Below are 22,448 nucleotides of genomic sequence, written 5' to 3' on the forward strand. Positions count from 1 at the left end.
GGATGTTTGGTAGTATAGGTAGCATTTTCCTTCCCCAGTCATCAATAAGGATAAGTAATGAACAAGATCAGGCCGGCCAGTCTGTTGATAACGCTCTTTTTGCTGCTTCAACCCCCGGTGTTTGCAGAGCAGGGGATTTCTCCGGTCAGTCCGGTGAACAGCATTTCCCCTGCCTGCCTGCCCACCATTGACGTTACCCAGGCTCTTAAGAAAACCTATCGCGGATGGGATGCCTTTCTGCCTGCCGCGACTTATTTTCTTGACGGCATTTCTTTTTACTCCGGCAAACCGGACGAGTTGGCCTTGCTTAAGCCGGATATCAATAACAGCCGCCGCGCAAAATGGACATTTTCGCCAAAAGACTCGATTTACATGCTTTGTGAATACAATCAAACCATCATTGCACTGACAAAAAAACTGCCGCCCAATTTAACGGATTGCGAAGTAACCTATCAAAATCAGGTTATGAGCAGCAAGGGGCCGCTTCCTGGCCGTGTCATTTGCCATACGGCCTAAGACCTCGTAAGGAGTCGATATGATTAATTTTCAAAACCTGAGCAAAGAGGATTTCCTCGCGCAATACTGGCAGAAGAAACCGCTGGTTTTTAGAAAGGCATTGCCTGAATTTATTAATCCCTTAAGCGGGGATGAGTTGGCGGGGCTTGCGCTGGAGGAAGAAGTGGAAAGCCGTCTGGTTATTCATACACCGGAAAAAAAGCCGGCTTGGCATTTAAAGCGTGGACCGTTCCTGGAGCGTGACTTCACTCAATTGCCGCAAAGCCATTGGACTTTGCTGGTGCAGGGGGTTGATCGCTTCATTCCGGAAGTGGCCGCCTTACTCGATCATTTCAATTTTTTACCCCATTGGCGCGTTGATGATGTCATGATTAGCTATGCAGTAGAGGAGGGCAGTGTCGGACCTCACTATGATCATTATGATGTGTTTTTATTTCAGGCTCAGGGCCGACGTCAATGGCTGCTGTCCTCCAAGCATTGTGAAATGGAAAATTATTTACCGAATGTTGACCTGCGCATCATGGATAAATTCCTCGTTGAAGAAGAATTTATTTTAGAACCGGGCGACATGCTGTATCTGCCCCCTCACATCGCCCATCACGGCATTTCCCTGTCTCCGGATTGCATGACTTATTCCTTTGGGTACCGTAGTTACCAATCGCTGGAATTATGGGAAAGTTTTGGTGAATACCTGGCAGAAAACAGCCTGCATCATGAGTTATACCATGATCCGGACTGGCGTAACCTTAAGGGCAGCGGGGAGTTGCCTGCTCAGGCAATCAGTGAAGCGAAGCGTGTTTTGCAGAACATCCTGGATGACGAGGAGAGACTTCGCCATTGGTTTGGCTGTTTTGTAACCCGTTTGGATCAGCAGGCGGAAGAACTGTTACCCCTTCCTAACGAAGACACGGACGATTTGGAGCTTTTTTTATCAGAACTTGAAAACAGCCCTGGTTTAACGCGCAACAGTTTGTGTCGCTTTGCCTATGAAATCCAATCCGGTGACACATTGAAGCTGTTTGTTAATGGGTGCGGCTGGAACACGGAAGGTGTGTCCTCGTCACTGATAAAGCTGGTCGCCGACCATCGGTTTGTGCCGCTGACGGAATTGACGCCGTATTTAAACAACAAGGATAACCAGCTGTTTCTTTATGAATTATGGGAGTTGCAATGGCTTGATTGTGATGTCTAGCGGCTTAAGCGGTGTTTTATTATGAGGCTTTGAAACAAGGAAGTATTGTCTAACTGGCTTATTTAACGTAATACTAAACCAATCCGGTGAAAACCATCCCCTTGGCCTGCGTAATCATAAGGACAGATCATGTTGAAAAACTATAGTCAATTCTTGCTGGGTTTGATGTGTTTTTCCTGTTCAACCCTGTTTGCGCAGGTGCGGGAGATAGCCATTACCATTGATGATCTTCCCTTTGTAGGTTCCACCCACAATGATCCTGGACGAATCCGGCGTGAAAATGAACGGCTCACTAAAATCCTGGACACGTTAAACCAATACAACGTCCCCGCAACCGGCTTTGTGATCGCTGGAACCATCGAAAAAGATCAGTGGCAGTTATTGGAGAAATTTCGTAACGACGGGTATCAGCTGGGGAATCATACCTATTCTCACCGCAGTTTAAACAGTGTGACGGCGCAGCAATACACCCAGGACATTGAGCGTGCCGACAAGGTGCTGGCGCCTTTGCTGGTTGGCACAAAGTATTTCCGCTACCCCTATTTAGCCGAAAGTCAGGGTGAAAAAAAACAACAGGTTTATGATTTTTTAACTGCTCATGGCTATGTGATCGCCCCTGTCACTGTAGACAGCAAAGACTTTCAATTCAACGCGCAATTTTTAGCGATTCACTGGCGTAATCGCCAACAGAATCTGCCTTCGTTTAAAAAACGGTATTTAAATTTTATCTGGAACCAGACGCTGAAAGCGGAAGCCAAGGCAACAAAGCGGGGCGATGCGGACTCCAGGCAGATTTTGTTAATTCATGCCAATCTGCTTAACAGCCTGGTGCTGAAGGACATTATTGAAATGTACCAGAAAAATGGCTACAAAATTGTCAGTTTGGATGAGATTTTAAGCGCAGGGGCTCAAACTGGTGAGGAGGAACCCAAGGCTATCCTCCTAAGTCCTCTACTTAAGTCACTTCTGGAAAAATCGCCTGCGGCGGATTAAGTCAGTGATTTAGGAAGATGCGGGATGGAATGCTTGGGCAATAATAGCCAGTATCGTCCCCTGTTTTTCATTTTCCCGGCGATGTCGGTTGCTGTTTGACCTGCCCCCCAGAAAACATCCCCCCTGACCATGCCGCGAATGGCTCCACCGGTGTCTTGAGCAATCATCAGCCGCTGCAGCGTCTTCTTGTCCTGATGGGTCTTGTCCGGGTGGGTGGTGCTCAGCCATAAGGGAGCGCCCAGCGGGATCCATTTCCTGTCGACAGCTAATGAATAACCGGGGGTCAGTGCAATCCCCTGGGCACCCAGGGCGGCTGTCTGCTTGAGGATACGGAAAAAGACAAAAGATTTGTTCTGGTTAATGACCCTGTCTACTTCGTCAGGATGCGCTTCAAGGTAGGCGCGGATGCCCTGCATGGAGGCGGTTTTTTTAGTCATAATCCCTTTTTTAACCAGTATGCGCCCGACTGGCGTGTAGGGTGCGCCGTTTTCACCGGCATACCCGACATACAGCCGGCGTCCATCGGGTAGTTGGACAACGCCAGAGCCCTGAATTTCCAGAAACAGGCGGTCAATGGCACTGTTAACCCAAACCAGAACGGGCGCTTTATCCTGAATGGCCCCTTCGTTGATTTGTTTTCGGGTCGGGTAGGGAACTAACTGATTGCCCTGCAACCGCCCGACTATACGGGAATGTTTGTAGCGGGAATTGAAATCCCCCAGATTGACGGTCACTAAATTCGAGGGGAGTCCGTAAATGGGCACATTAAATTCCCCGGTTTTAGTCAGACTGCCATAAAGCAGCGGCATGTAATAACCAGTGAAAAGGCCCTTGACTGGACGGTTGTTGTAAAATGCAACCGGGGTAAACCATGTTTCAAAAAAAGCACGGGCTGATTGCTTGTTGGGGTGATGAATGGCGAGCGCTGCCTGGCAGGCCGGTTGCCAATCCTTAACCAACAGCGGAATCCTGTGACTGCCTGCCTGACCGTGCGGATCCTGACGCAGAAAGGTTTTGCACGAGTGTTGAAAGGTGGTTAATGACTGGACGAGATCCGCCTGTTGCCAGCCAGGCAGTGCCTTAAACGTCGCGGGGCGAAGTTCAAGCGCATTGGGTTTTTTAAACCAGACGCTGAGGCTTAAGACGGCAATCGCTATCCCTGTAATAATCGATAAGAGTTTCAGTTTCATAACTGGATAAATATTACACCAAATGAGAATCATTGCAACATAAATGCACTTTTTATTACAAAGTTAGGGCAGATTGATTGAAAAATGGTCACAAATTGGGCATACTATTGGGGTATTGAAAAACGAGTAGTCCCGAATGAAATCTGTATCTGAAATGGAACACCTTTTAAATGATTTTGGTCAACCCGGCGATATTCCGGTTGAAGCAATGGCCCTGTCTTTACATATCAAACGCCTTGAGCGGCAACAAAAAGGCAGCGATTTGCACGCATTTGCCATGCTCGCTTCAGAAATCGAAGAACTCGATCAGGCGTTGATAGCCATCATCGATAGCAATGCCTGTGATTTTAGGTTTCAGGTGACGGTGGGTAATAAAGGCTCCGTCTTAACCCACTGGTCCTTTATGGAGTTTGTGTTTAGGGCAAACCCGGAGGGTAGGCCGGAACTGGATGTGTTCATCTGTGATCCGCTGGGTATGAAGCAATCCGTGGTGCTGGCCTTGTTGTTGAGCAACACGATACGATTTGGCGGCCTGGCTGATTTTTGCAAACTAACCGTGTACATCCCGGCCACGGTACTGCAGATTGCTGGCCGAACCTGCCCCTACCTGGCTCTGGATAGCATTGCCATGTTGTCCAATCAATCCAATTTCGAGGATTTGTATCAATACATGAGAGAACATGAAAACGGCGTGAATGCCAGCGAATGCAGAAACCTCATCGAACTCTACAAAACCGGCATCATTGGCTGCATGGATGAAGAGCAAATCAGGGAAATGTATGATTTCCCCTGCGTTGTGAGCGCTCTGCCGCCACGATTGGTGCGCACATCCCAATCCCTGCCGGTGATTGACGATGTGGCAAATCATGCCGGCGATGAGGTTGTGAATGCGAAAGGCAAAACCTTCAGGTTATCAACTTCCCGTTATCGTCTGATTGTAGAAGACCGTTATGGCGAGAAAGAGGAACGTAATTTACGCATCAACTTCAAAATGAAGGAACAAAACAGTCGTTTGAGAGCTTATTTAGCGAACGTCTCGGAACAATCAGACACCCAACCCCAGGTCGAAGCCGGCTCTCCAACTAGCGCTCAACCCCCACAGTCTTCCGTGGGCGGCGTGGATGACCAACTGGCGGCTTGCATTGACGCTCAGCGAATGTCGGGGCTCAATCAGTGGGTCAATGAAACCCTGGCTATTGAGGCCATGTCCACGCTGAAATTCAGTTAAGTCAAGGTCTTTGGCCGGTTACGCCGGCTGAATCGGCTGGTTAATACATAAAAAACCGGGGTAAAAATTAACCCAAAAAAAGTGACGCCCAGCATACCGCTGAAGACCGCCACACCTAAGGCCCGCCTCATTTCTGCGCCTGCGCCTGCGGCAATGACTAAGGGAAATACGCCTAAAATAAAGGCAAAAGAAGTCATGAGAATAGGTCGAAGCCTCAGTTTGGCGGCCAGGATTGCCGCTTTCCAGCGGTTGGCGCCGCCAAGCTCCAGTTTGCGTGCGAATTCGACTATTAAAATGGCATTTTTACAGGCAAGGCCGATCAGGATAATAAAACCAATCTGGGTCATGATGTTGTTTTCCATACCCAATAGTTTAATGCCGATCATGGATGAGAACAGGCACATGGGAACAATGAGGATGACGGCCAGTGGTAAAATCCAGCTTTCATAGAGAGCCGCCAGCACTAAAAACACAAAAATAACGCTTAATACAAAAGCAATGATTGCGGTATGACCGACGGCTTTTTGCTGGTAGGCAATTTCAGTCCATTCATAACCAATGCCATCCGGGAGGTATTGAGCGGCTAAATTTTCCATCGTTGCGAGCGTATCACCGGTACTGTATCCCGGGGCAATATCACCCAGAAGATCAATGGCATTATACAGGTTGTATCGAGGCCAGCGAGTGGGGCCTACGGTGTTTTCCATGGTAGCAACAGAGCCGATAGGGACCATCTCCCCCTGGTTGTTTCTCACCTTGATGCGCAGCAAATCATCGGCGGTATGGCGGTATTCCGAGTCAGCCTGAGCGATGACGCGGAAAGTCCGACCTAAGTAGTTGAAATCATTGATAAAAATGGAGCCAAGATAAACTTCCAGTGCTTCCGTGATTCGGGCAACCGGGACGCCCAGACGCTCCGCCTTCTCGCGGTCGAGTTGCAAGCGTATTCGTGGTGTGCTGTTTTCAAAAAAGGTGAAGACGGAAGTGGCTGCCTGCGACTTGTTGGCCTGTTCAGCCAGGGTGGCAACCGCCTCGGTTAACACCTCAATGCCGCGCCCCCCGCGATCCTGAATCATCATTTTAAACCCGCCAGCGTTACCAATTCCCCGGACGGGCGGCGGTGGAATGACTACAATCATGGCTTCCTTAATCGTATTCAGTTTTTGTCTTAAAGTGGCCAGCATGTCGTTGTAGCTTAACCCCAGACGCTCCCGCTCCTGAAACGAGCTCATGACCGGGAAAATCGCGGCGGCATTGGATGAGTTTGAAAAGGTGGCGCCTGAAAAACCGGTGAAGGCCACGGCATTGGCAATTCCAGGTGTTTCAAGAAGTTTGGCAATGGCCATCTGCACTACCTTGTCGGTTCGGCTTAATGACGCCCCAGGCGGCAGTTGAATGGACACGATAAAATAGCCTTGATCCTGCTTGGGGATAAATCCGCGTGGGACAAAGTAAAAGAGCAGGCCAGTGAGGGAAATTAACAGCAGATAGACGACCAAAACCACACTGGCGCGACGTGTTAGCGTGCTGATGGTTTTTCCATAGCGTTTGGAGACGGATTGCAGAAAACGGTTAAAAGCGAGCAATGGCCTTTTGAAAACAGGGACGGTTTCGCCTTCCGTGTGATGATGCGCCTTAAGCAGCAGAGCGGCCAGCGCGGGACTTAAGGTCAGAGACACAAAAACAGAAATGGCGGTGGCTACTGAAACCGTTGTACCGAATTGCTGATAAAAGCGCCCGGATATGCCTTTAAGGAAGATCGTCGGCAGAAAGACGGCAATAAGAACCAGACCAATCGCCACTAACGCCGAACCGACTTCGCTCATGGTTTTTCTGGCCGCTTCACGTACAGCCAAACCGGCTTCGATATTCCGCTCCATGTTTTCAACCACGACAATGGCGTCGTCCACGACAATGCCGATGGCTAACACCAAGCCAAACAAGGTCAGGTAATTCAGTGAAAAGCCAATGGCCTGCATCACGGCAAAGGTGCCGATTAATGAAATGGGAATAGCCACAACCGGAATAATGGCGGCCCGCCAGGACTGTAAAAAAACAAGAATGACCAGCACCACCAGGACAATCGCTTCAAAAATGGTGTTGGATACTTCATGAATGGATTCTTTCACAAATTCCGTCGGGTTATAGGCAATTTTATAGTCAATGCCCTTGGGGAAGCGTGTCGACAGGTCATTCATGGCTGCAATGATGGCATCCGTGGTGGCCAGTGCATTGGTGCCTGGACGCTGAAAAACAGGCAGGGCCACTGCCGGGTATTTGCCGAGGTATCCGCGTGTAAGGTAGTCCTGCGATCCGAGTTCAACCCGGCCGATGTCTTTAAGACGAAGGATTCGTCCGCCTTCACCTGCTTTAATAATGATGTTTTCGAATTCTTCGGGTTTTATCAAACGGCCCTGGGTTTCAATGTTGTATTCAATGCCGAATTGTTTTTTCTGCGGTTGCCGGTTTAATGCGCCGCTGGCGACCTGAATATTCTGTGACCGCAGGGCTTCAAGAACATCATTGGGCGTCAGTTCGTAGGAGTCGATGAGGTCGGGATTCAACCATAAACGCATGGCATATTCACTTGCCCCAAACAGGCGCACATCGCCCACGCCTTCAATTCGTTTGATGCGATCGCGGATTTGCAGCACCGCGTAATTACCAATAAAGGTCTGATCGTATTGGCCATTGGGTGAGTATAAGTTAATCACCAGCAGCAAATCAGGCGAATTTTTAGCGGTAGTTACCCCTAAACGTCTCACTTCTTCAGGAAGCTTTGCTTCGGCGATGGCCACCCGATTTTGTACCAGCACCTGGGCCTGATCGAGGTTGGTTCCCAATTGAAAGGTAATGGTAAGCCGCATCTGGCCGTCATCGGTTGATTGCGAGCTCATGTAGAGCATGCCTTCGACACCGTTTATTTCCTGCTCAATCGGTGTGGCTACCGTATCCGCCACCGTGTTGGCGTTGGCGCCAGGGTAGGACGCCGTCACCTGAATCGTGGGCGGAACCACCTGCGGGTATTGTTCGACTGGCAGACTGAAATAGGACAGGCCGCCGACCAGCACGATAATGATCGAAATGACCGTGGCAAAAATAGGTCTGTCAATAAAGAAATGCGCCATTCTCATGCAATCGATCCTTGTCCATTCTGCGTTATTGGTGATCTTCGCTTAAGGGAATTTGCACAGGCTTGACTTCCTGATCCGGGGCGCGGATCCGCTGGATGCCATTGATGACAACCCACTCATTGCCCTTTAATCCTTTTTTTATCACATAAAAGCCGCTGTCACGCTGGGGACCTAAGTCAACATAAACGCGCTGAACCCGGTTTTTATCATCCACGACATAGACGTATTTACGGGTTTGTTCGGTATTGATGGCTTTGTCCGGCAGAAGCAGGGCTTCATACTCGGCACTGCCAGCCAAGCGTGCCCGGCCAAATAAGCCGGGATAGATAATGCCGTCGGGATTGGGAACGATGGCCCGCGATTGTACCGTGCCCGTGCCGGTATCAACGACGTTATCCATGAAATCCATTTTGCCCTGATGGATAAAATCCTGTTCATCCTGAAGCTTGATGTAAATCGTACTGCCGCCTTCCTCTGTGCGAAAACCCTGTCCAGACTGCGTGAGACGGATGTATTTCAATAGTTCGTTCTGGCTGGTTTCAAAATAGAAGTGAATGGGATCAGTCGATACCACCCGCGTCAAAACCGTTTCATTCATGCGGATGAGATTACCGACGCTGACAAAGTAGCGGCTGATTTTGCCGCTTATTGGCGATTTGATTTCCGTGTATTCGAGGTTGAGTTTTGCTTCATCAAGCCGCGTTTTGGCGGTCTGCATTTCCTGCCAGCGTTGATCAATGACTTCATTGGAAATAAAACTTTCCTTTTTTAACTGGGTGGCGCGCTCATATTGACGTTTGGCTAAAACCAGTTGTGCCTCAGCCCGTGTTAAGGCATAACGGAAAGGGCGTTGATCGATGATAAAAAGCACATCGCCTTTTTCCACTCGTTGGCCGTCTTTAAAACGAATGGCATCCAGGTAACCGGTAACGCGGGCGCGGATATCCACTTCTTCAATGGCCTGGAAACGTCCAGTGTATTCATCGAGATCAACAATTTTCTTTGCCAGCGGGTGAGCGACGTCGACCTCTGCCGGCGCCGCAGTGTTGTTTGCGGGCGAAGAACCGCAGCCAGCGACTAGAAGCGCTGACAATACTAACAGCAATAAAACGGGGAAGGGTAACGGCTTCCTGCTCATTGATGGACATCCTTGTTCTGGTCAAAAGACTTGAATACTCAATTATAATACCTTTATCCGTTGCCGATTTAAAATAACGGCTAACGAGTAGCCATTGAATTCACGCCGTTAATTACCAATAACGCCTATTTTTTAAGAGCCAAAGGCCGCATGCGATTAAAGCGGGCAGCATTAAATAAAAAAATTGAACAACTTATACTTAAAAAAAACGCTCTGTTTTAAATGATCTTAATAATTACTTAAGCTTCATACTATAAAGTAGACCCATCATTCAGCTTGAGGTAGATCATATGGGACGTCGAGCATCTGGAAAACCTTTTACAACCATCGCTGACAGCGGCCTTGGTCAGTTTTTAAATCGTCTTGAACGCAAAATCGAAGCATTGCAGAAAGAGTATGCCAACGCACCCCAATCGCTGGAGTTACGTTATGCCAAATCTCAAGTGGCTGCCGTCGCTGCGGCCCTGAAGGCCATCAATGAGGAAGTGCTGCCTAAGTTTCAATCCGGCAAAAACCCGGGTCTTGGGGACTGGTCAACCATCAAGAGCACAATTGAAGCTGTTTCTAAAGAGCACATGAGTGTGTTTTCTACACCGGAGCAGGCGGTAATCAAAGCCATTACAGCGCATTTTGATGAGCTTGTAACAACTGCCCGTAAAGCTGGGAAGATAAAAAAAATCAACGCGGAGTCAAAGGATACGTTCTGCACCCATTTTAAAGCCGAATTGAGGAAGGCGAAAATCTTCCAGGAGGCTCTCGCCATTCCCGGTGTGAATCTGGAGTCCATCCTGAAACAGGTAGATGACCTCGTTGACGGATGGGATTTCAGTGGCTCAAAGCCAGAAGATTTTAAAGAGGTATTACCAAAAATACTGGATAATAAATCTCCCTACGCGTTTCTCATAGCACACCCCATGAGCTATGCCCTGGCTGTCGAATGTTGGTATGGCCTGAAGGCGATGCCGGAATCCATTGATGAATTACTCTCCTTCTTAAACCCTGATGCGCTGAAAATCAGTATTCCTCTTTTATTTTCGGCCTCTCACACGCCGGGAGCGAGTAAGGAGGAGTATTATGTTTTCAAAATAGAATACAACAAGAATGTGCTTACTCTCGATTTTCAGTCTTTGTTCAGCGATAACCGCGGCATGGCCGAAAGCGTCATTAAGGACGGTCTTGCAGGCTATTTAATGGGGTCCGCAGACACCCAGGAAGGGATCGCTGAGGCGAAAACTCAGGGTGAAAAAAAGGCCCGCTTTGAGAAAGCCCTAAGCGTCCTGGATGAGCTGACACAGGCGTTTAATGAACCATGCGCCCAGGTTTCCAAACCCTTGTCATTAGAAGGACAATCCCATGCCAGTCAGGTGATTTTGCTGCAGAAGCAGAGTGAGTGGACGCAAAAAGTGATAGCTGCGGCTGAGGGTACGTTAACCATACTGCAGCAAAAAATGGCCAGTTTAGCGTCCAGCGGCATCGTGGATGACGAGGAGATGCCGGAGTATTTTATAACAAGTAACCCCCTGAAACTGGTTCGTGCACAATTAATTCTCAAGTCAGCGTATGCGAGGGCTGTAAAAGACATAGAGGAAAAACAAGCCGGTTTGCAGCAACTGTACAGTCGATTGCAAGACCAGACAGCGACCATTCACAAAGCATGGTATGAGGCTGAACTGACGTTTCATAGAGACGAAAGTGCTGCGGTAGGAATGACGCTTGATGCGATCAATGCTGATTTGGATAAGCTTAATACCAATCGTCCTCTTGAGCCGAAGGATACTGTCGAACAGCAAATAGCGATGTTGAAGAGTGAGTTGTCAGCAGTAGACAATGATCTTGGTAATTTGGCCCTGCATCAGGAAACAGTGGGCCAACTGGCAAATCCCGTCCCGGTTCGCGATAACAGACTGCTTCAGGCGTCTTATCCCGCATTAAACGATGAAATCAACGCCTTGTACAACCCGCAAAGAGACACAAGAGCCGCCCTGAATGAGCGCATAGCCCAGCTGCGGCTCGATGTCATACGTCACCGTAACGAGGTGGTATTTCAATTAAGAAAAGAACAATCTGCATTGGAGTTTTTAGAAAGCATGCGTTCAACCAACATAGAAAGTATCAAGCAGCATTATGCCGAGAAACAAAAACAGTGGTCTGATGAAGAAAAGCAATTGGACACGTTGATGCAAAAGGCTTCGGAGATAGACACGGCGTTGTCTGAAGCTGAGCAGGCTCGACAGAGGCATGAAAAAATGATTCAGGATTCTGAAGAGGTCCTTCCTGAACAATGGAGGCAGATTAAAGAATCAGCCACCGCAGTGGCTGGATTAATCGAAAAAACAGATGGTACCGCTTTATCTGCGAATGTTTCTTCCGTTAATGAACTTACTGGTTTTAAAGTGGCCGCTGAAGCAAAATATAAATCATTCAAGGATGCTCTGGATAAATGCACCACTCAATCAGAAGTCTACCCAGACACGGTAGAGGCCGATTTACAGGTACTGCAAAAAATCGAAAAATGCTTCTTGAAAAACAAACTCATCATTGATTTTGAGGCCATGGGGAATATTGAGGAGTTCAAGCTTGGTTTCTTTGATCCCTTCAAAAAAAGCTTTGTAAAGTTGCTGACCTTTTTGGATGCCAAATCTGATCAAATTGAAAGTTTATGGCAATTCAAACAAAAGCAAGGCAGCCTGGATGTCAATTCTGAAGAGTACCAGGATTCTTTTGGTTTATTTCAAAATTTATTTTTCGCGAAAAGAAATTCCCTTGAGGAAAAAGCGCACACCAGAGCCCTGGCTCGGGCATGGCAACCGCAAGCGGCGGCTTTTGAGCTGGAAAAAAAGAATTTTGACACACGCTATGAAGGCTTGTGCTTGCTCGTCGAAGACCGGAACAATTCGGAAAAAGCCATTGTAAGCCTTAACCAGGACATTTCGTCACGGCGTTTAGAGCAGAAAAAGCAGGAAGAGCTTGTTGTTGCATCGAAAAAAACCATTGCCGAGCTTAAGCCCAATGTCGAAATAATAGGATTGATTATCCAATTGACAGAGGGAATAACGGAGCTCGGAGGAAAAATTAATCAGCCTGATGCTAAAAATGGCATTGCTGCTTTGTATGAGCAGTATCACCAATTATCGGCCGAATCCTCGTTGCTGCTGGAAAAATTAAACGGTATTCCCAATCACCAGGATTATGACGCCAATCGGCTTAACATCCAAAAGCAATTGGCGGCAAATTGTGGGCAACTGCAAATGCTTGCTCGCTCATTGCTTAATGAGCACATGGAGAAGATGAAAACTGCCGCTGGAGAGTTGAAAAATAAGTTTGCAGACCTTGGTTTGCAAAGCATCAACAGTCAATCCAGTGAAGTGCCTGAGCGCCTGACCAAGACAGCCTCTTTGCTGAAGGGTTATAACGTCTTGTTGCAAGAACTCTCGCATTTGCACGAAGAGCACCAGACCTTTGCATCGACGCTCACTGCTTTAAAAGACGATGTGCTGGTAGAAGAGTATGAAAAAGAACAACCTTTCGCGGCAGTGCGTGAGAAACGCGAGGAAATCAGTGCCCAACTGATAAAAGACAGCCAGTCGCTTTTGGCAGCGATTTCTAACCAGGTTAAAGAGTATCGTGAGACGCTTCAATTTGATTATTACAGCCGCGAAGACGATAAAGCACAACAAGGGAAAAGGATGGCAGTTGAGGCTTATCTGGGTAAAATAAAAGCGCCACTGGAGCAATTGCAGGAGACGATATCCTTATCAGTGATTAAAGACAGCCTTCAGGAATCACTGGACGAGGTTAATCAAGGCATTTCCACACTCAATAACAGCATGCTTGATAACAAGAGCGTTCTTGAGAAATCGCAGCAGCGCATAAGCAACCGTGTTGAATTGATGGATAATTACCTGGATTTATTCGGCGAAAACGGATACGAGGCCCAGCGTGCTAAACGTTTTGTTGTTAAAGACTCCATCTTCTCGTCGGAAGACGCTACAGAGCGTAAAACGTACATGGTTAAACTCCGCGTTCTGTTGGCTGCATTTAAAGAGAAAGGGGATCCGGAGACGTTTCATCAGCTCTATGCACTGGTTGAACGCGGTCGAAATGAATTCCCGGGTTTAACGTTGCGGCCTATGCTGAGGCGTTTGCTCGTGGCATTGCAGGAGATAAGACAAGACTTTTCTGATGAGTTAATCCAAGTCAATGACGAGGTAGAAAATACCTCATCCAGAAAGATTGCTCAAAAAGAGATAAGTGGGGTGCTTCAGACTCTTTACGACAGAATTGATGAGATGAAGAACTATGAGAAATTGCAAAATCACTCTGAGACAGTGGTGAGTGCGGTTAATAACGTCTCCCAAAAACTTAAGGGTCGTCTCGATGACTTTGTTAAAACGAAGCTTAACGATGAGAAGCAGGTCACGGCGCAGGAACTGAGCTCTTTTACTGGAGAAATGAGGGATATTTTACGCAGCGAAGACGACAAAATGCACAGCGAGCGTTCCTGGTTTGCCCCTGTGGTGGCCAACATCGTCGCAGGACTTTTCACGCTGGGTATTGCCTTGGGCATTAAACTGGCCAGTTCCAAGTCAACCCAAGGGTATGCGGCCTTCTTTATGGACAAAACTCAACGTGAGAAGAATGTCGATAAGGTCGATGATGCGCTGGAGCAGTTGGCAGCGCCTGCTGCTTAAATCCAGGATTGTTGGGCTCAGCCCAACAATCCTTTTTTCTTTACAACGGTTGCGATAAAGATTGAATCACGGCACCCAGGAAACGGGTGGCTTCACCGCCGGTGACGGCACGGTGATCAAAACTTAAGGACAGAGGCAATAAACGGTGCGATTTGACCGCGCCGTTTTCAACCACCGCGCCCTGGTAAAGACGGCCGACGGCTAAAATAGCCACCATGGGCGGCACAATGATGGGACTCGCAAACCTTCCTGAGAATTTACCAAAATTCGATAACGTAATGGTAGCTCCCTTTAATTTCTCCGGTGCCACGGCCCGGTTGCGCACCGCCTGTTTGTACTCATTGATGATTTGACGTAATTCATCCGGCGAGCATCGCTCCGCCCCATGGATAACGGGCACAAACAAGCCTTCGTCACTGTCCATGGCCAATCCTAAATGCACCTCGTCGAAACATTTGCGGGCGCCATGTTGCGTGTTGAACCAGGCGTTGAGTGCCGGCTCCACCTTGCAGGCGTCGCAGATGGCTCGGATAAGGCGGGCCGTGATGTCATTGCCGTCCTTCCAGCACTCAATGTCCGCTTCATCAAAAATACTGACGGGAACGACATCCTGATGCGATTGCACCATGCTGTTTAACATGGCACGGCGGACACCGCGCAGGGGTTCAAAACCATCGGGTAAAACGGTTTGTTTATTGGCCGCGGCTTCAACGTCCTGACGGGTAATAACCCCGTGTTCACCGGTTCCGGTAATCGCCTGCAGGTTGACGCCCAGTTTTTTTGCCAGCATTTTAACTGCAGGCGTTGCCTTGATGCGCTGCGCGCTGCTGCGGCTTGCACCAATAGTAAAATGGTCTTCGCTGATTTCGCTGCTTTCTTCAAGGTTGCCTACCACAGTGCCCTTGTCGGCTTTTTTCACGCCCTCGCTGGCTGCAAATGCCACTAGCGGCTCGCCGGTTTTAATGACGTCGCCTGGTTTACCGAACAGCTTGACGATGGTGCCTGCCTCTGGACAGGGTACATCGACAACCGCCTTGGCGGTTTCCATGGAGACCAGGGGTTGATCGGCTTTGACGGTATCGCCTTCCTTGACAAACCACTCATGTATTTCGGCATCCGGCAGGCCTTCGCCCAGATCAGGTAAATTAAAAATGTTCATGGTCACTCCATTATGCTTAAGACACTGTCTTTGATTCGTTTGACGCTGGGAATGTAGTGTTTTTCCAGCTGGAAGTAAGGCATAACCACATCATACCCGGTGACGCGCTGCACCGGGGCAAGCAGGGTATCCATCGCCTGTTCCATAATCTGGGCAGAAATTTCAGCACCCACACCGCCTGTTTTAGCGCCTTCATGGACAATCACGCAACGGCCGGTTTTTTCAACGGAAGCCAGAATGGTTTCAATGTCTAAAGGTTTGATTGTCGCCACATCAATGATTTCACAGGAAATGCCCTCTTCAGCCAATTGCGCGGCGGCCTGTTGCGTTTCATGAATGCTGGCACCCCAACTGATGAGTGTGACGTCCTCGCCTTCTTTTAAGGTGAAGCATTGGCCCAGGGGCAGGGCTTCGCCGTTGTCTTCCACTGGTTGTTTAACCAGGCGATAAATCCGCTTGGGCTCAAGGAAAATCACCGGATCTGGATTGCGGATGGCGGCCAGTAGCAGGCCATACGCTCGCTTTGGCGATGAAGGGATGACTACCTGCAGGCCGGGGATATGGGCAAACAGGGCCTCAGTGCTTTCAGAATGATGTTCAGGGGCACGGATACCGCCGCCAAATGGCGCCCTGAACACCAGCGGACAATGCAGACGGCCGCGGGTGCGGTTTCGCATTCTGGCCGCATGGGAAATGATTTGGTTCATCGCAGGGTAAATAAAACCCATGAACTGAAATTCCGCCACGGGTTTTATCCCCTGCACCGACATGCCGATGGCTAAGCCTGCAATCATGGATTCCGCGAGCGGCGAATCAAAAACGCGGTGTTCGCCAAAACGCTCCTGCAGATTGACGGTGGCGCGAAACACGCCGCCGTTTTTACCGACGTCTTCGCCGAAAACGACGACATTTTCATCGTGTTGCAATTCGTAGGCCAGGGCTTGCGTCACCGCTTCAATCAAGGTTATATCAGGCATGACCTGCTTCCTCCATGGCTATTGCACGCTGCTCCACCAGATACTCCGGCAACTGTGCGTAATGGTAATCAAAAATGCTGGTAATGGGTTGTGGAGGGCGCGACAGGTATTCGTCGACCGCGGCCTGCACCAAATCGGCGGCCTCGTTTTGTAACTGACTTTCTTCTTCAGCCGACCAGCACTTCTGTTGTTCAAGGAAGTGCTTGAAACGACCTATGGGTTCTTTGAGTTTGGCCTGCTCGACTTCTTCCTGAGGTTGGTAACGGGTCGCGTCATCGGCGGTGGTATGATCGCAAAGGCGATAGGTAATGGCTTCAATCAGGGTAGGGCCCTCGCCACGTCTGGCTTTTTCGATGGCCTCACCAATAACATCCCGGCAGGCAATGACATCATTGCCGTCCACCTGTACTCCGGCAAAGCCGGCGGCTATGGCTTTTTGAGCAACAGTCTCTGTGCCGGTCTGTTTGGATAAGGGTACGGAAATCGCCCATTGGTTATTATTGACGACAAAAACAACCGGTAATTTCCACGCACCGGCGACATTTAAAGCCTCATAAAAATCGCCCTCGGAGGTCCCGCCTTCGCCAATGCAGGTTACGGCGACACGCGGCTGTTGACGGTATTTGAATGCAAACGCGACGCCGGTTGCGTGCAGGCATTGCGAGGCGATGGGGACACAAATGGGCAAGTCTTCGGAATTGCAACTGAACTGACTGCCACGCTCATCACCTCCCCAATAAGCTAAAATTTCTGACATTTTGACGCCGCGTTGAAATTGGGCGGCATAATCGCGGTAGTAGGGCACAAGGATATCTTCCTTCCGCATGGCATGGCCGATGGCGGTAGAGATGGCTTCCTGGCCATTGATGGGAGCATAGGTTCCCATTTTGCCCGTGCGTTGCAGAGCAATGGCTTTTTTATCGAAGGTTCGGGTGCGGACCATGATGCGATAGAGTTCCTGCATCACGGCTTTCTCTTTGGCGAAGGCCGGCAGGGGATGGCTTTGTTCACCTTTTTCATTGATATATTGAGTAAAGGTGATTTCGAAACGGGCGACAGTCGTCACTGATTCTCTCCTTGTCACAAACATTCGCCATAGAATACTCACTATTTTTGGCAAAAACTACCCTTAAGCCCGTTTCGTCTGGAAATGGCAGGGCAGTTGCGTAATGCTGGAATCAGAGTGATAAATTAGCCTATACTCAGGCTATTTAATGACCTCCCCACTGGATTAGCGATTGACGTGTTGAGCGACTACACCCTTATTCATTTACCTTATCGCGAGGAACTGATTGATCATTATCAGGCCCTGCAGAATCTACCCGGCTTTGCGTTGCTGGAAAGCGGCGACAGGGTGCGTGGACGTTACGATATCCTGACGGCGTGCCCCTATGAGACACTCGAGATTGAAAGCGCAAATGACCTGCCCAGGTTTTTAGACCGGTTTAAAGCCGCATTGCCTTCTCGCGCATTGCCGCTCGATTTACCGTTTCAAGGCGGTGCCCTTGGTTTTTTTACCTATGATTTGGGATGCGCTCTTCTGGGGATCCCTGTTGATAAGCCAAGGTCGTTGCCGGGAAAAAGCCCGTTGGCTCATTGGGGTTTCTACGATTGGGCAATCATTACCGATCACCTGCAGAAAACCGTGCAACTGTTTTCTGCCAACAGCCGGGCTGACACCCAAGCCATTGTCGAAGAAGCCTTAGCTCTCTGGCATCGCCCGTGTGCAGCGCGTCAGCCCCTGAACATCAGCCCGTTTACGCCCCTGGTTAGCCTGGAGCAATACCATCATGCCTTTGATCGGATTCAACAGGCGTTACAGGACGGGCGTTGTTATCAAGCCAATTACACGCAACCGTTCATAGCCGGTTATGAAGGCCGCAGTTGGGATATTTATACGCGCATCCGACGCAGCAACCCGGTGCCCTTTGCTGCCTGCCTTAAAACCGGTCAGGGCGATCTTGTCAGTTTTTCGCCTGAACGATTCATGAAAATGGATCATGGCGTTCTACTGGCTTCGCCAATTAAGGGCACTGAGCGGCGATCCAGTGATCCCGTGCTCGATGAACAATACAAAAAACGCCTGCTGGCCAGTGAGAAAAACCGTGCAGAAAACGTGATGATTGTCGACATGATGCGTAATGATTTCAGTAAAATTGCTCAACCAGGAACCGTCGAAGTCCGCCATTTATGCGACGTGCAAAGTTTTGCCGCCGTGCATCATTTAGTCAGTGATGTCGAAGCCCGTTGCCGTGACGGGATTTTGCCCGTCGAGGCCTTTTTATCCTGCTTTCCCGGCGCATCCATTACCGGCGCCCCAAAACGGGAATCCATGCGTGTCATTGCCGAGCAGGAGCTTTTCCGGCGAGAAGCTTACTGCGGCAGTATCGGCTATTTTTCCGCTCATGGCCGCTTTGATACCAACATCGCCATCCGTACCCTGATAACCCGTCAGCAGCAAATCAGCCTCTCCGCGGGCGGCGGTATTGTCATTGATTCTGATTGTGACGAAGAGTACCAGGAATGTTTTACCAAAATTGCAGCCATCAGTCGGGAGCTTGAAAAAAATGGATAAAGAAAAGTCACGTCTTGATTCGGCGGTGATTGTGCTGATTGAGGAGAGCAGTCAGTCCTTGATTCTCACGCAAAGAAGCCACCAGTTAAAAAATCATCCCGGCGAAATCTGTTTTCCAGGCGGTCGCTGGCAGGCCGGCGATTCGGACTTGTACCACACGGCCTTAAGGGAGTTGTGGGAAGAACTGGGCATTGATGCCGGGCGTGTTTATTCTGAGACCCCACTGGCCGTGGAAAAGACGCTGACGGGCTTTATTATTCATCCCTGGCTGGCCAGAATCAAAACCCTAAATCCCTGCCGGCTGGATAATCAGGAGGTGGCTGAGGTGTTTCGCACGCCATTAAGCCAGGTGTGCAGAGAAGCAAATTATGAATTTATCCCGGTTGAGCGGGAGGGGCTGGTGTTTCAGTCCTGCCGTTATTTGGGCGAGCCTGACCGATTCGTCTGGGGCGCAACCGCACGCATCATGATGCAGTTATGCGCCCTTGATTTAACGAATTGATTACCCGCGCAAAGCCCGGCGCAGAATCTTGCCGACATTGGTTTTGGGTAACTCATGATAGAACTCGACCACTTTGGGAATTTTATACGCTGTCAGATGCTCTTTGCACAAGGCAATAATTTCCTCAGCGGTTAATTTCGGGTCACGTTTGACAATGCAGGCTTTCACACGCTCGCCGGTTTCTTCGTGCGGTTCGCCGACAACACCCACCTCAAGGACGCCGGGGTGCATGCTGATGACTTGCTCCACTTCGTTAGGATAAACATTGAAGCCTGAGACCACAATCATGTCTTTTTTACGATCAACTAAATACACAAACCCCTTGTCGTCGACCGTGGCGATGTCGCCCGTGCGCAGAAAACCGTCCTTGGTGAAGACTAATGCCGTTTCATCCGGCCGCTGCCAATAACCGGCCATGACCTGCGGCCCTTTGACACATAACTCACCCGGTGTGCCGAGAGACACTTCCTGTCCTGATTCATCGCGAATGGTAATGTCGGTCGAGGGCAGGGGTAAGCCAATGCTGCCATTGTAATCTTCAAGGTACATGGGATTAATGGTGACGGCAGGTGATGTTTCCGTCAGGCCATAGGCCTCAAGCACGCGGGTTTTGGTCATTTCCTTCCAGCGCAGCGACACGCTTTTCTGTAATGCCATTCCGCCTGACAGCGCGAGTTTAACCCGGGAGAAATCGATGTCCTTGAATTTGGGATTATTCAGCAGGGCATTAAACAAGGTATTGACCCCGGTGATGGCCGTAAAACGGCTGTTTTTGATTTCATCGATGAAATGCGGAATGTCGCGAGGATTGGTAATGAGAATGTTTTTCGCGCCGGCTTTAAGGAAGGTCAGGCAATTCGCTGTCAATGAGAAGATATGGTAAAGCGGCAGGGCCGTAACAATAATGTCCTGTTCCTCGATGTGCAGGGGCTTAATCCAGGCATAAGCCTGCAGTACGTTGCAAACCATGTTGCCGTGGGTTAATACCGCCCCTTTGGCCACCCCGGTGGTACCGCCGGTGTATTGCAGAAAGGCGATATCCTGATGATTCAACGACACGGGTTTAAGTGTTTTGCTGCTGTCCTGTTTTAAGGTTTCATTAAAACGAATGGCCATGGGTAGATGGTAGGGGGGGACCAGCTTTTTAATGTACTTGACGACGGCATTCACCAGGATGCGTTTAACCGTCGGAAAAACATCGCCTATCTCGGTGACCACGACGTGTTTAATGCCAGTATGAGGCAGGGCCTTTTCCACGGTTTTGGCAAAATTGGCCAGTACGACAATCACTTCGGTGCCGGAATCATTCATTTGATGAATCAACTCGTCACTGGTGTAAAGCGGGTTGGTGTTCACGGCGATGAATCCGCCGCGAAGCAGACCAAACAGAGCGATCGGGTATTGCAGTACATTGGGCATCATCAGGGCAACGCGGGTTCCCCGCTTTAAACCGAGTTGCTGCAGGTACAACGCAAACTGATAACTTTTCTTGTCCAGCTCCTCGTAAGTCAGTTCACAACCCAGATTGACATAGGCTGTTTTTTTGGCATGCGCTTTACATGAATCTTCAAACAAAGAGACGAGGGAGGCATGTTCTTCCGGATTAATTGTATGTGGAACGCCCTCTTGGTATTGAGCCAACCATATTCTATCCACGATGATGTCCTTCTGTTATTTATTGCCTCATGCTAGTATAAATAAAAAAGTCAGTGATGGATATCGTAGTTATGGCAGATAATTTGTTGAAATCACAAGCATTTAAGCTCAAGGGCAGGCTTTACACCTTTACAGTACTGCAATTGTTGAATCATGATCTCACCATTTTTGAGCATTATTTGGATGAAGTGATCGCCAAAGCGCCCAAATTGTTTGATAATACACCGGTTGTATTGGACTTTGCCGCCATTCAGGACAGTGAAATCGACCTTCAGGCTTTTTGTCAGGCACTGCGGTTAAAAAGTATTTTGCCGGTGGCCATTCAAGGTGCGAACCCGCTGTTAAATTCTATAGGGCAATGCATGGGGCTTGCGGTTCTCCACGCCTCATCGACTCATGACAAGCCCTTGCTGGATGAGGCCTCTGGTGAGGCAGTCCCGGCTTCTGAGCCCATTAAAAGTAAATTATTAACCACTCAGGTACGCTCTGGCCAACAGGTCGTTTCCAAGGGCGGGGACTTGGTGATTGCTGCTTCGGTCAGTCATGGCGCTGAATTGCTGGCCGATGGGAATATTCATGTGTATGGCGCTTTACGCGGGCGGGCTTTAGCCGGCATGTCCGGCGATAGGCAAGCCCGAATATTCTGCCAGTCGCTGGAAGCAGAACTCGTGTCCATTGCTGGATTTTACCGCTTAAGCGATGCCATCGAATTGCATCAGGGGCCCTGTCAGATTTATCTTCAGGATGAACACATCCAGATCGAGCCTTTATGCTAGAGGCTGTTTTTATCTCCGATCTGCATCTGCACCCTGATGTACCTGCCATTACCCATCGCTTTAATGACTTTATGCAGTGGGCGGTGGCTAACGCCCGAACCCTCTATATTCTGGGTGATTTTTTCCACGCCTGGCCGGGCGATGACGGCATCGATGATTGGAGTTCCGCCATTGCCAACACGCTTGCACAGGCTGCAGCGCGGGGGCTTGCCATTTACTACCTTCACGGCAATCGCGATTTTCTCCTGGGCAAACGTTTCGCAACCATGGCAAGGATAACCCTTTTACGGGACCCAAGCCTGATTACGCTTGGCGGTGTGCCTGTTTTGTTGACGCATGGTGACCGTTATTGCACCTTGGATAAGGCGCATCAGCGTTTCCGCCGTCTAACTCGCAACTGGCTGTTCACGGCTCTGTTTTTAAAACTACCGCTGAGCTACCGCAACCAGTTAGTCAGCCATATCCGCCAACGCAGTCAGCAAAACCGTAACAAGGACGAGCAGATGATGGATGTGGTTGCGAGCGATGTCCTTAAACACCTGCACCATTGCGGCGTGCAACAAGTCATCCACGGGCATACCCATAAGCCGGGTCTTAGCCATTATCACCATGACACCAAGGAATATTACCGTTATGTACTCAGTGACTGGGATGACACGCCGAAAATACTGTGTTATGATCAACCAAAAGGTTTTGAATTTATACAGCCCATTCGATGAGG

General features: G+C 49.3%; 16 protein-coding genes. 9 read left to right on the top strand and 7 right to left on the bottom strand.

What is annotated here, in order from left to right; genetic code table 11:
- Nucleotides 1–57: 57 nt before the first annotated feature.
- The 3 genes from DYE45_RS07075 (at nucleotide 58) to DYE45_RS07085 (ending at nucleotide 2,701) form a co-directional block, all read left to right on the top strand.
- Nucleotides 58–516, top strand: coding sequence for an STY0301 family protein (locus DYE45_RS07075; protein WP_108291707.1), 459 nt, complete (start codon nucleotides 58–60; stop codon nucleotides 514–516).
- A 19-nt stretch (nucleotides 517–535) separates the two neighbouring features.
- Entirely contained in the window at nucleotides 536–1,708 is a 1,173-nt protein-coding gene (locus tag DYE45_RS07080) for a cupin domain-containing protein (RefSeq protein WP_108291705.1), read from the top strand.
- A gap of 129 nt (nucleotides 1,709–1,837) precedes the next feature.
- Nucleotides 1,838–2,701, top strand: coding sequence for a polysaccharide deacetylase family protein (locus tag DYE45_RS07085; protein WP_115300677.1), 864 nt, complete (start codon nucleotides 1,838–1,840; stop codon nucleotides 2,699–2,701).
- Here DYE45_RS07085 and mltA read toward each other — a convergent pair.
- Entirely contained in the window at nucleotides 2,698–3,891 is a 1,194-nt protein-coding gene (gene mltA / locus DYE45_RS07090; protein WP_115300678.1) for a murein transglycosylase A, read from the bottom strand. The two genes, DYE45_RS07085 and mltA, sit on opposite strands and share 4 nt — an antisense overlap.
- 136 nt (nucleotides 3,892–4,027) lie before the next feature.
- Between mltA and DYE45_RS07095 the strand changes: the two genes are divergently transcribed.
- Nucleotides 4,028–5,119, top strand: a complete 1,092-nt coding sequence (locus DYE45_RS07095) for a hypothetical protein (RefSeq protein ID WP_133138145.1) — start codon at nucleotides 4,028–4,030, stop codon at nucleotides 5,117–5,119.
- Here DYE45_RS07095 and DYE45_RS07100 read toward each other — a convergent pair.
- The gene (locus DYE45_RS07100; RefSeq protein ID WP_108291699.1) at nucleotides 5,116–8,253 is read right to left on the bottom strand and encodes an efflux RND transporter permease subunit; all 3,138 of its coding nucleotides are present in this window, start codon (nucleotides 8,251–8,253) and stop codon (nucleotides 5,116–5,118) included. The genes DYE45_RS07095 and DYE45_RS07100 overlap by 4 nt on opposite strands.
- A 25-nt stretch (nucleotides 8,254–8,278) precedes the next feature.
- The gene (locus DYE45_RS07105; RefSeq protein ID WP_108291697.1) at nucleotides 8,279–9,391 is read right to left on the bottom strand and encodes an efflux RND transporter periplasmic adaptor subunit; all 1,113 of its coding nucleotides are present in this window, start codon (nucleotides 9,389–9,391) and stop codon (nucleotides 8,279–8,281) included.
- Nucleotides 9,392–9,681: 290 nt separating this feature from the next.
- On the opposite strand from DYE45_RS07105, the gene DYE45_RS07110 reads away from it, so the two are divergent.
- Nucleotides 9,682–14,082, top strand: a complete 4,401-nt coding sequence (locus DYE45_RS07110) for a coiled-coil domain-containing protein (RefSeq protein ID WP_115300679.1) — start codon at nucleotides 9,682–9,684, stop codon at nucleotides 14,080–14,082.
- Nucleotides 14,083–14,122: 40 nt separating this feature from the next.
- On the opposite strand, the gene DYE45_RS07115 is transcribed toward DYE45_RS07110, so the two are convergent.
- The 3 genes from DYE45_RS07115 to pdhA are packed head-to-tail and all read right to left on the bottom strand — an operon-like array spanning nucleotide 14,123 to nucleotide 17,284.
- Nucleotides 14,123–15,241 carry a dihydrolipoamide acetyltransferase family protein gene (locus DYE45_RS07115; protein WP_108291693.1) on the bottom strand — a complete coding sequence of 373 codons (1,119 nt, stop codon included), beginning with the start codon at nucleotides 15,239–15,241 and terminating at the stop codon, nucleotides 14,123–14,125.
- Nucleotides 15,242–15,243: 2 nt separating this feature from the next.
- Nucleotides 15,244–16,218 carry an alpha-ketoacid dehydrogenase subunit beta gene (locus DYE45_RS07120; protein WP_108291691.1) on the bottom strand — a complete coding sequence of 325 codons (975 nt, stop codon included), beginning with the start codon at nucleotides 16,216–16,218 and terminating at the stop codon, nucleotides 15,244–15,246.
- On the bottom strand, nucleotides 16,211–17,284 hold the full coding sequence (gene pdhA, locus DYE45_RS07125; protein WP_165481667.1) for a pyruvate dehydrogenase (acetyl-transferring) E1 component subunit alpha: 1,074 nt from the start codon (nucleotides 17,282–17,284) through the stop codon (nucleotides 16,211–16,213). Before pdhA ends, DYE45_RS07120 begins: the two co-directional genes overlap by 8 nt.
- A gap of 180 nt (nucleotides 17,285–17,464) precedes the next feature.
- Here pdhA and pabB point away from each other — a divergent pair, with 180 nt between their 5' ends.
- Entirely contained in the window at nucleotides 17,465–18,793 is a 1,329-nt protein-coding gene (gene pabB / locus DYE45_RS07130; protein ID WP_115301073.1) for an aminodeoxychorismate synthase component I, read from the top strand.
- Nucleotides 18,786–19,295 (top strand): NUDIX hydrolase, encoded by a 510-nt coding sequence (locus DYE45_RS07135; RefSeq protein WP_108291687.1) that lies wholly within the window; start codon nucleotides 18,786–18,788, stop codon nucleotides 19,293–19,295. The genes pabB and DYE45_RS07135 overlap by 8 nt, the downstream gene beginning before the upstream one ends.
- On the opposite strand, the gene DYE45_RS07140 is transcribed toward DYE45_RS07135, so the two are convergent.
- Nucleotides 19,296–20,951, bottom strand: coding sequence for an AMP-binding protein (locus DYE45_RS07140; RefSeq protein WP_108291685.1), 1,656 nt, complete (start codon nucleotides 20,949–20,951; stop codon nucleotides 19,296–19,298). It abuts the gene before it with no gap.
- A 71-nt stretch (nucleotides 20,952–21,022) separates the two neighbouring features.
- Here DYE45_RS07140 and minC point away from each other — a divergent pair, with 71 nt between their 5' ends.
- On the top strand, nucleotides 21,023–21,727 hold the full coding sequence (minC, locus tag DYE45_RS07145) for a septum site-determining protein MinC (protein ID WP_108291683.1): 705 nt from the start codon (nucleotides 21,023–21,025) through the stop codon (nucleotides 21,725–21,727).
- On the top strand, nucleotides 21,721–22,446 hold the full coding sequence (locus DYE45_RS07150) for a UDP-2,3-diacylglucosamine diphosphatase (protein ID WP_115300680.1): 726 nt from the start codon (nucleotides 21,721–21,723) through the stop codon (nucleotides 22,444–22,446). The genes minC and DYE45_RS07150 overlap by 7 nt, the downstream gene beginning before the upstream one ends.
- Nucleotides 22,447–22,448: the final 2 nt, after the last annotated feature.

This window comes from Legionella taurinensis (assembly GCF_900452865.1).
GTDB lineage: Bacteria > Pseudomonadota > Gammaproteobacteria > Legionellales > Legionellaceae > Legionella_C > Legionella_C taurinensis.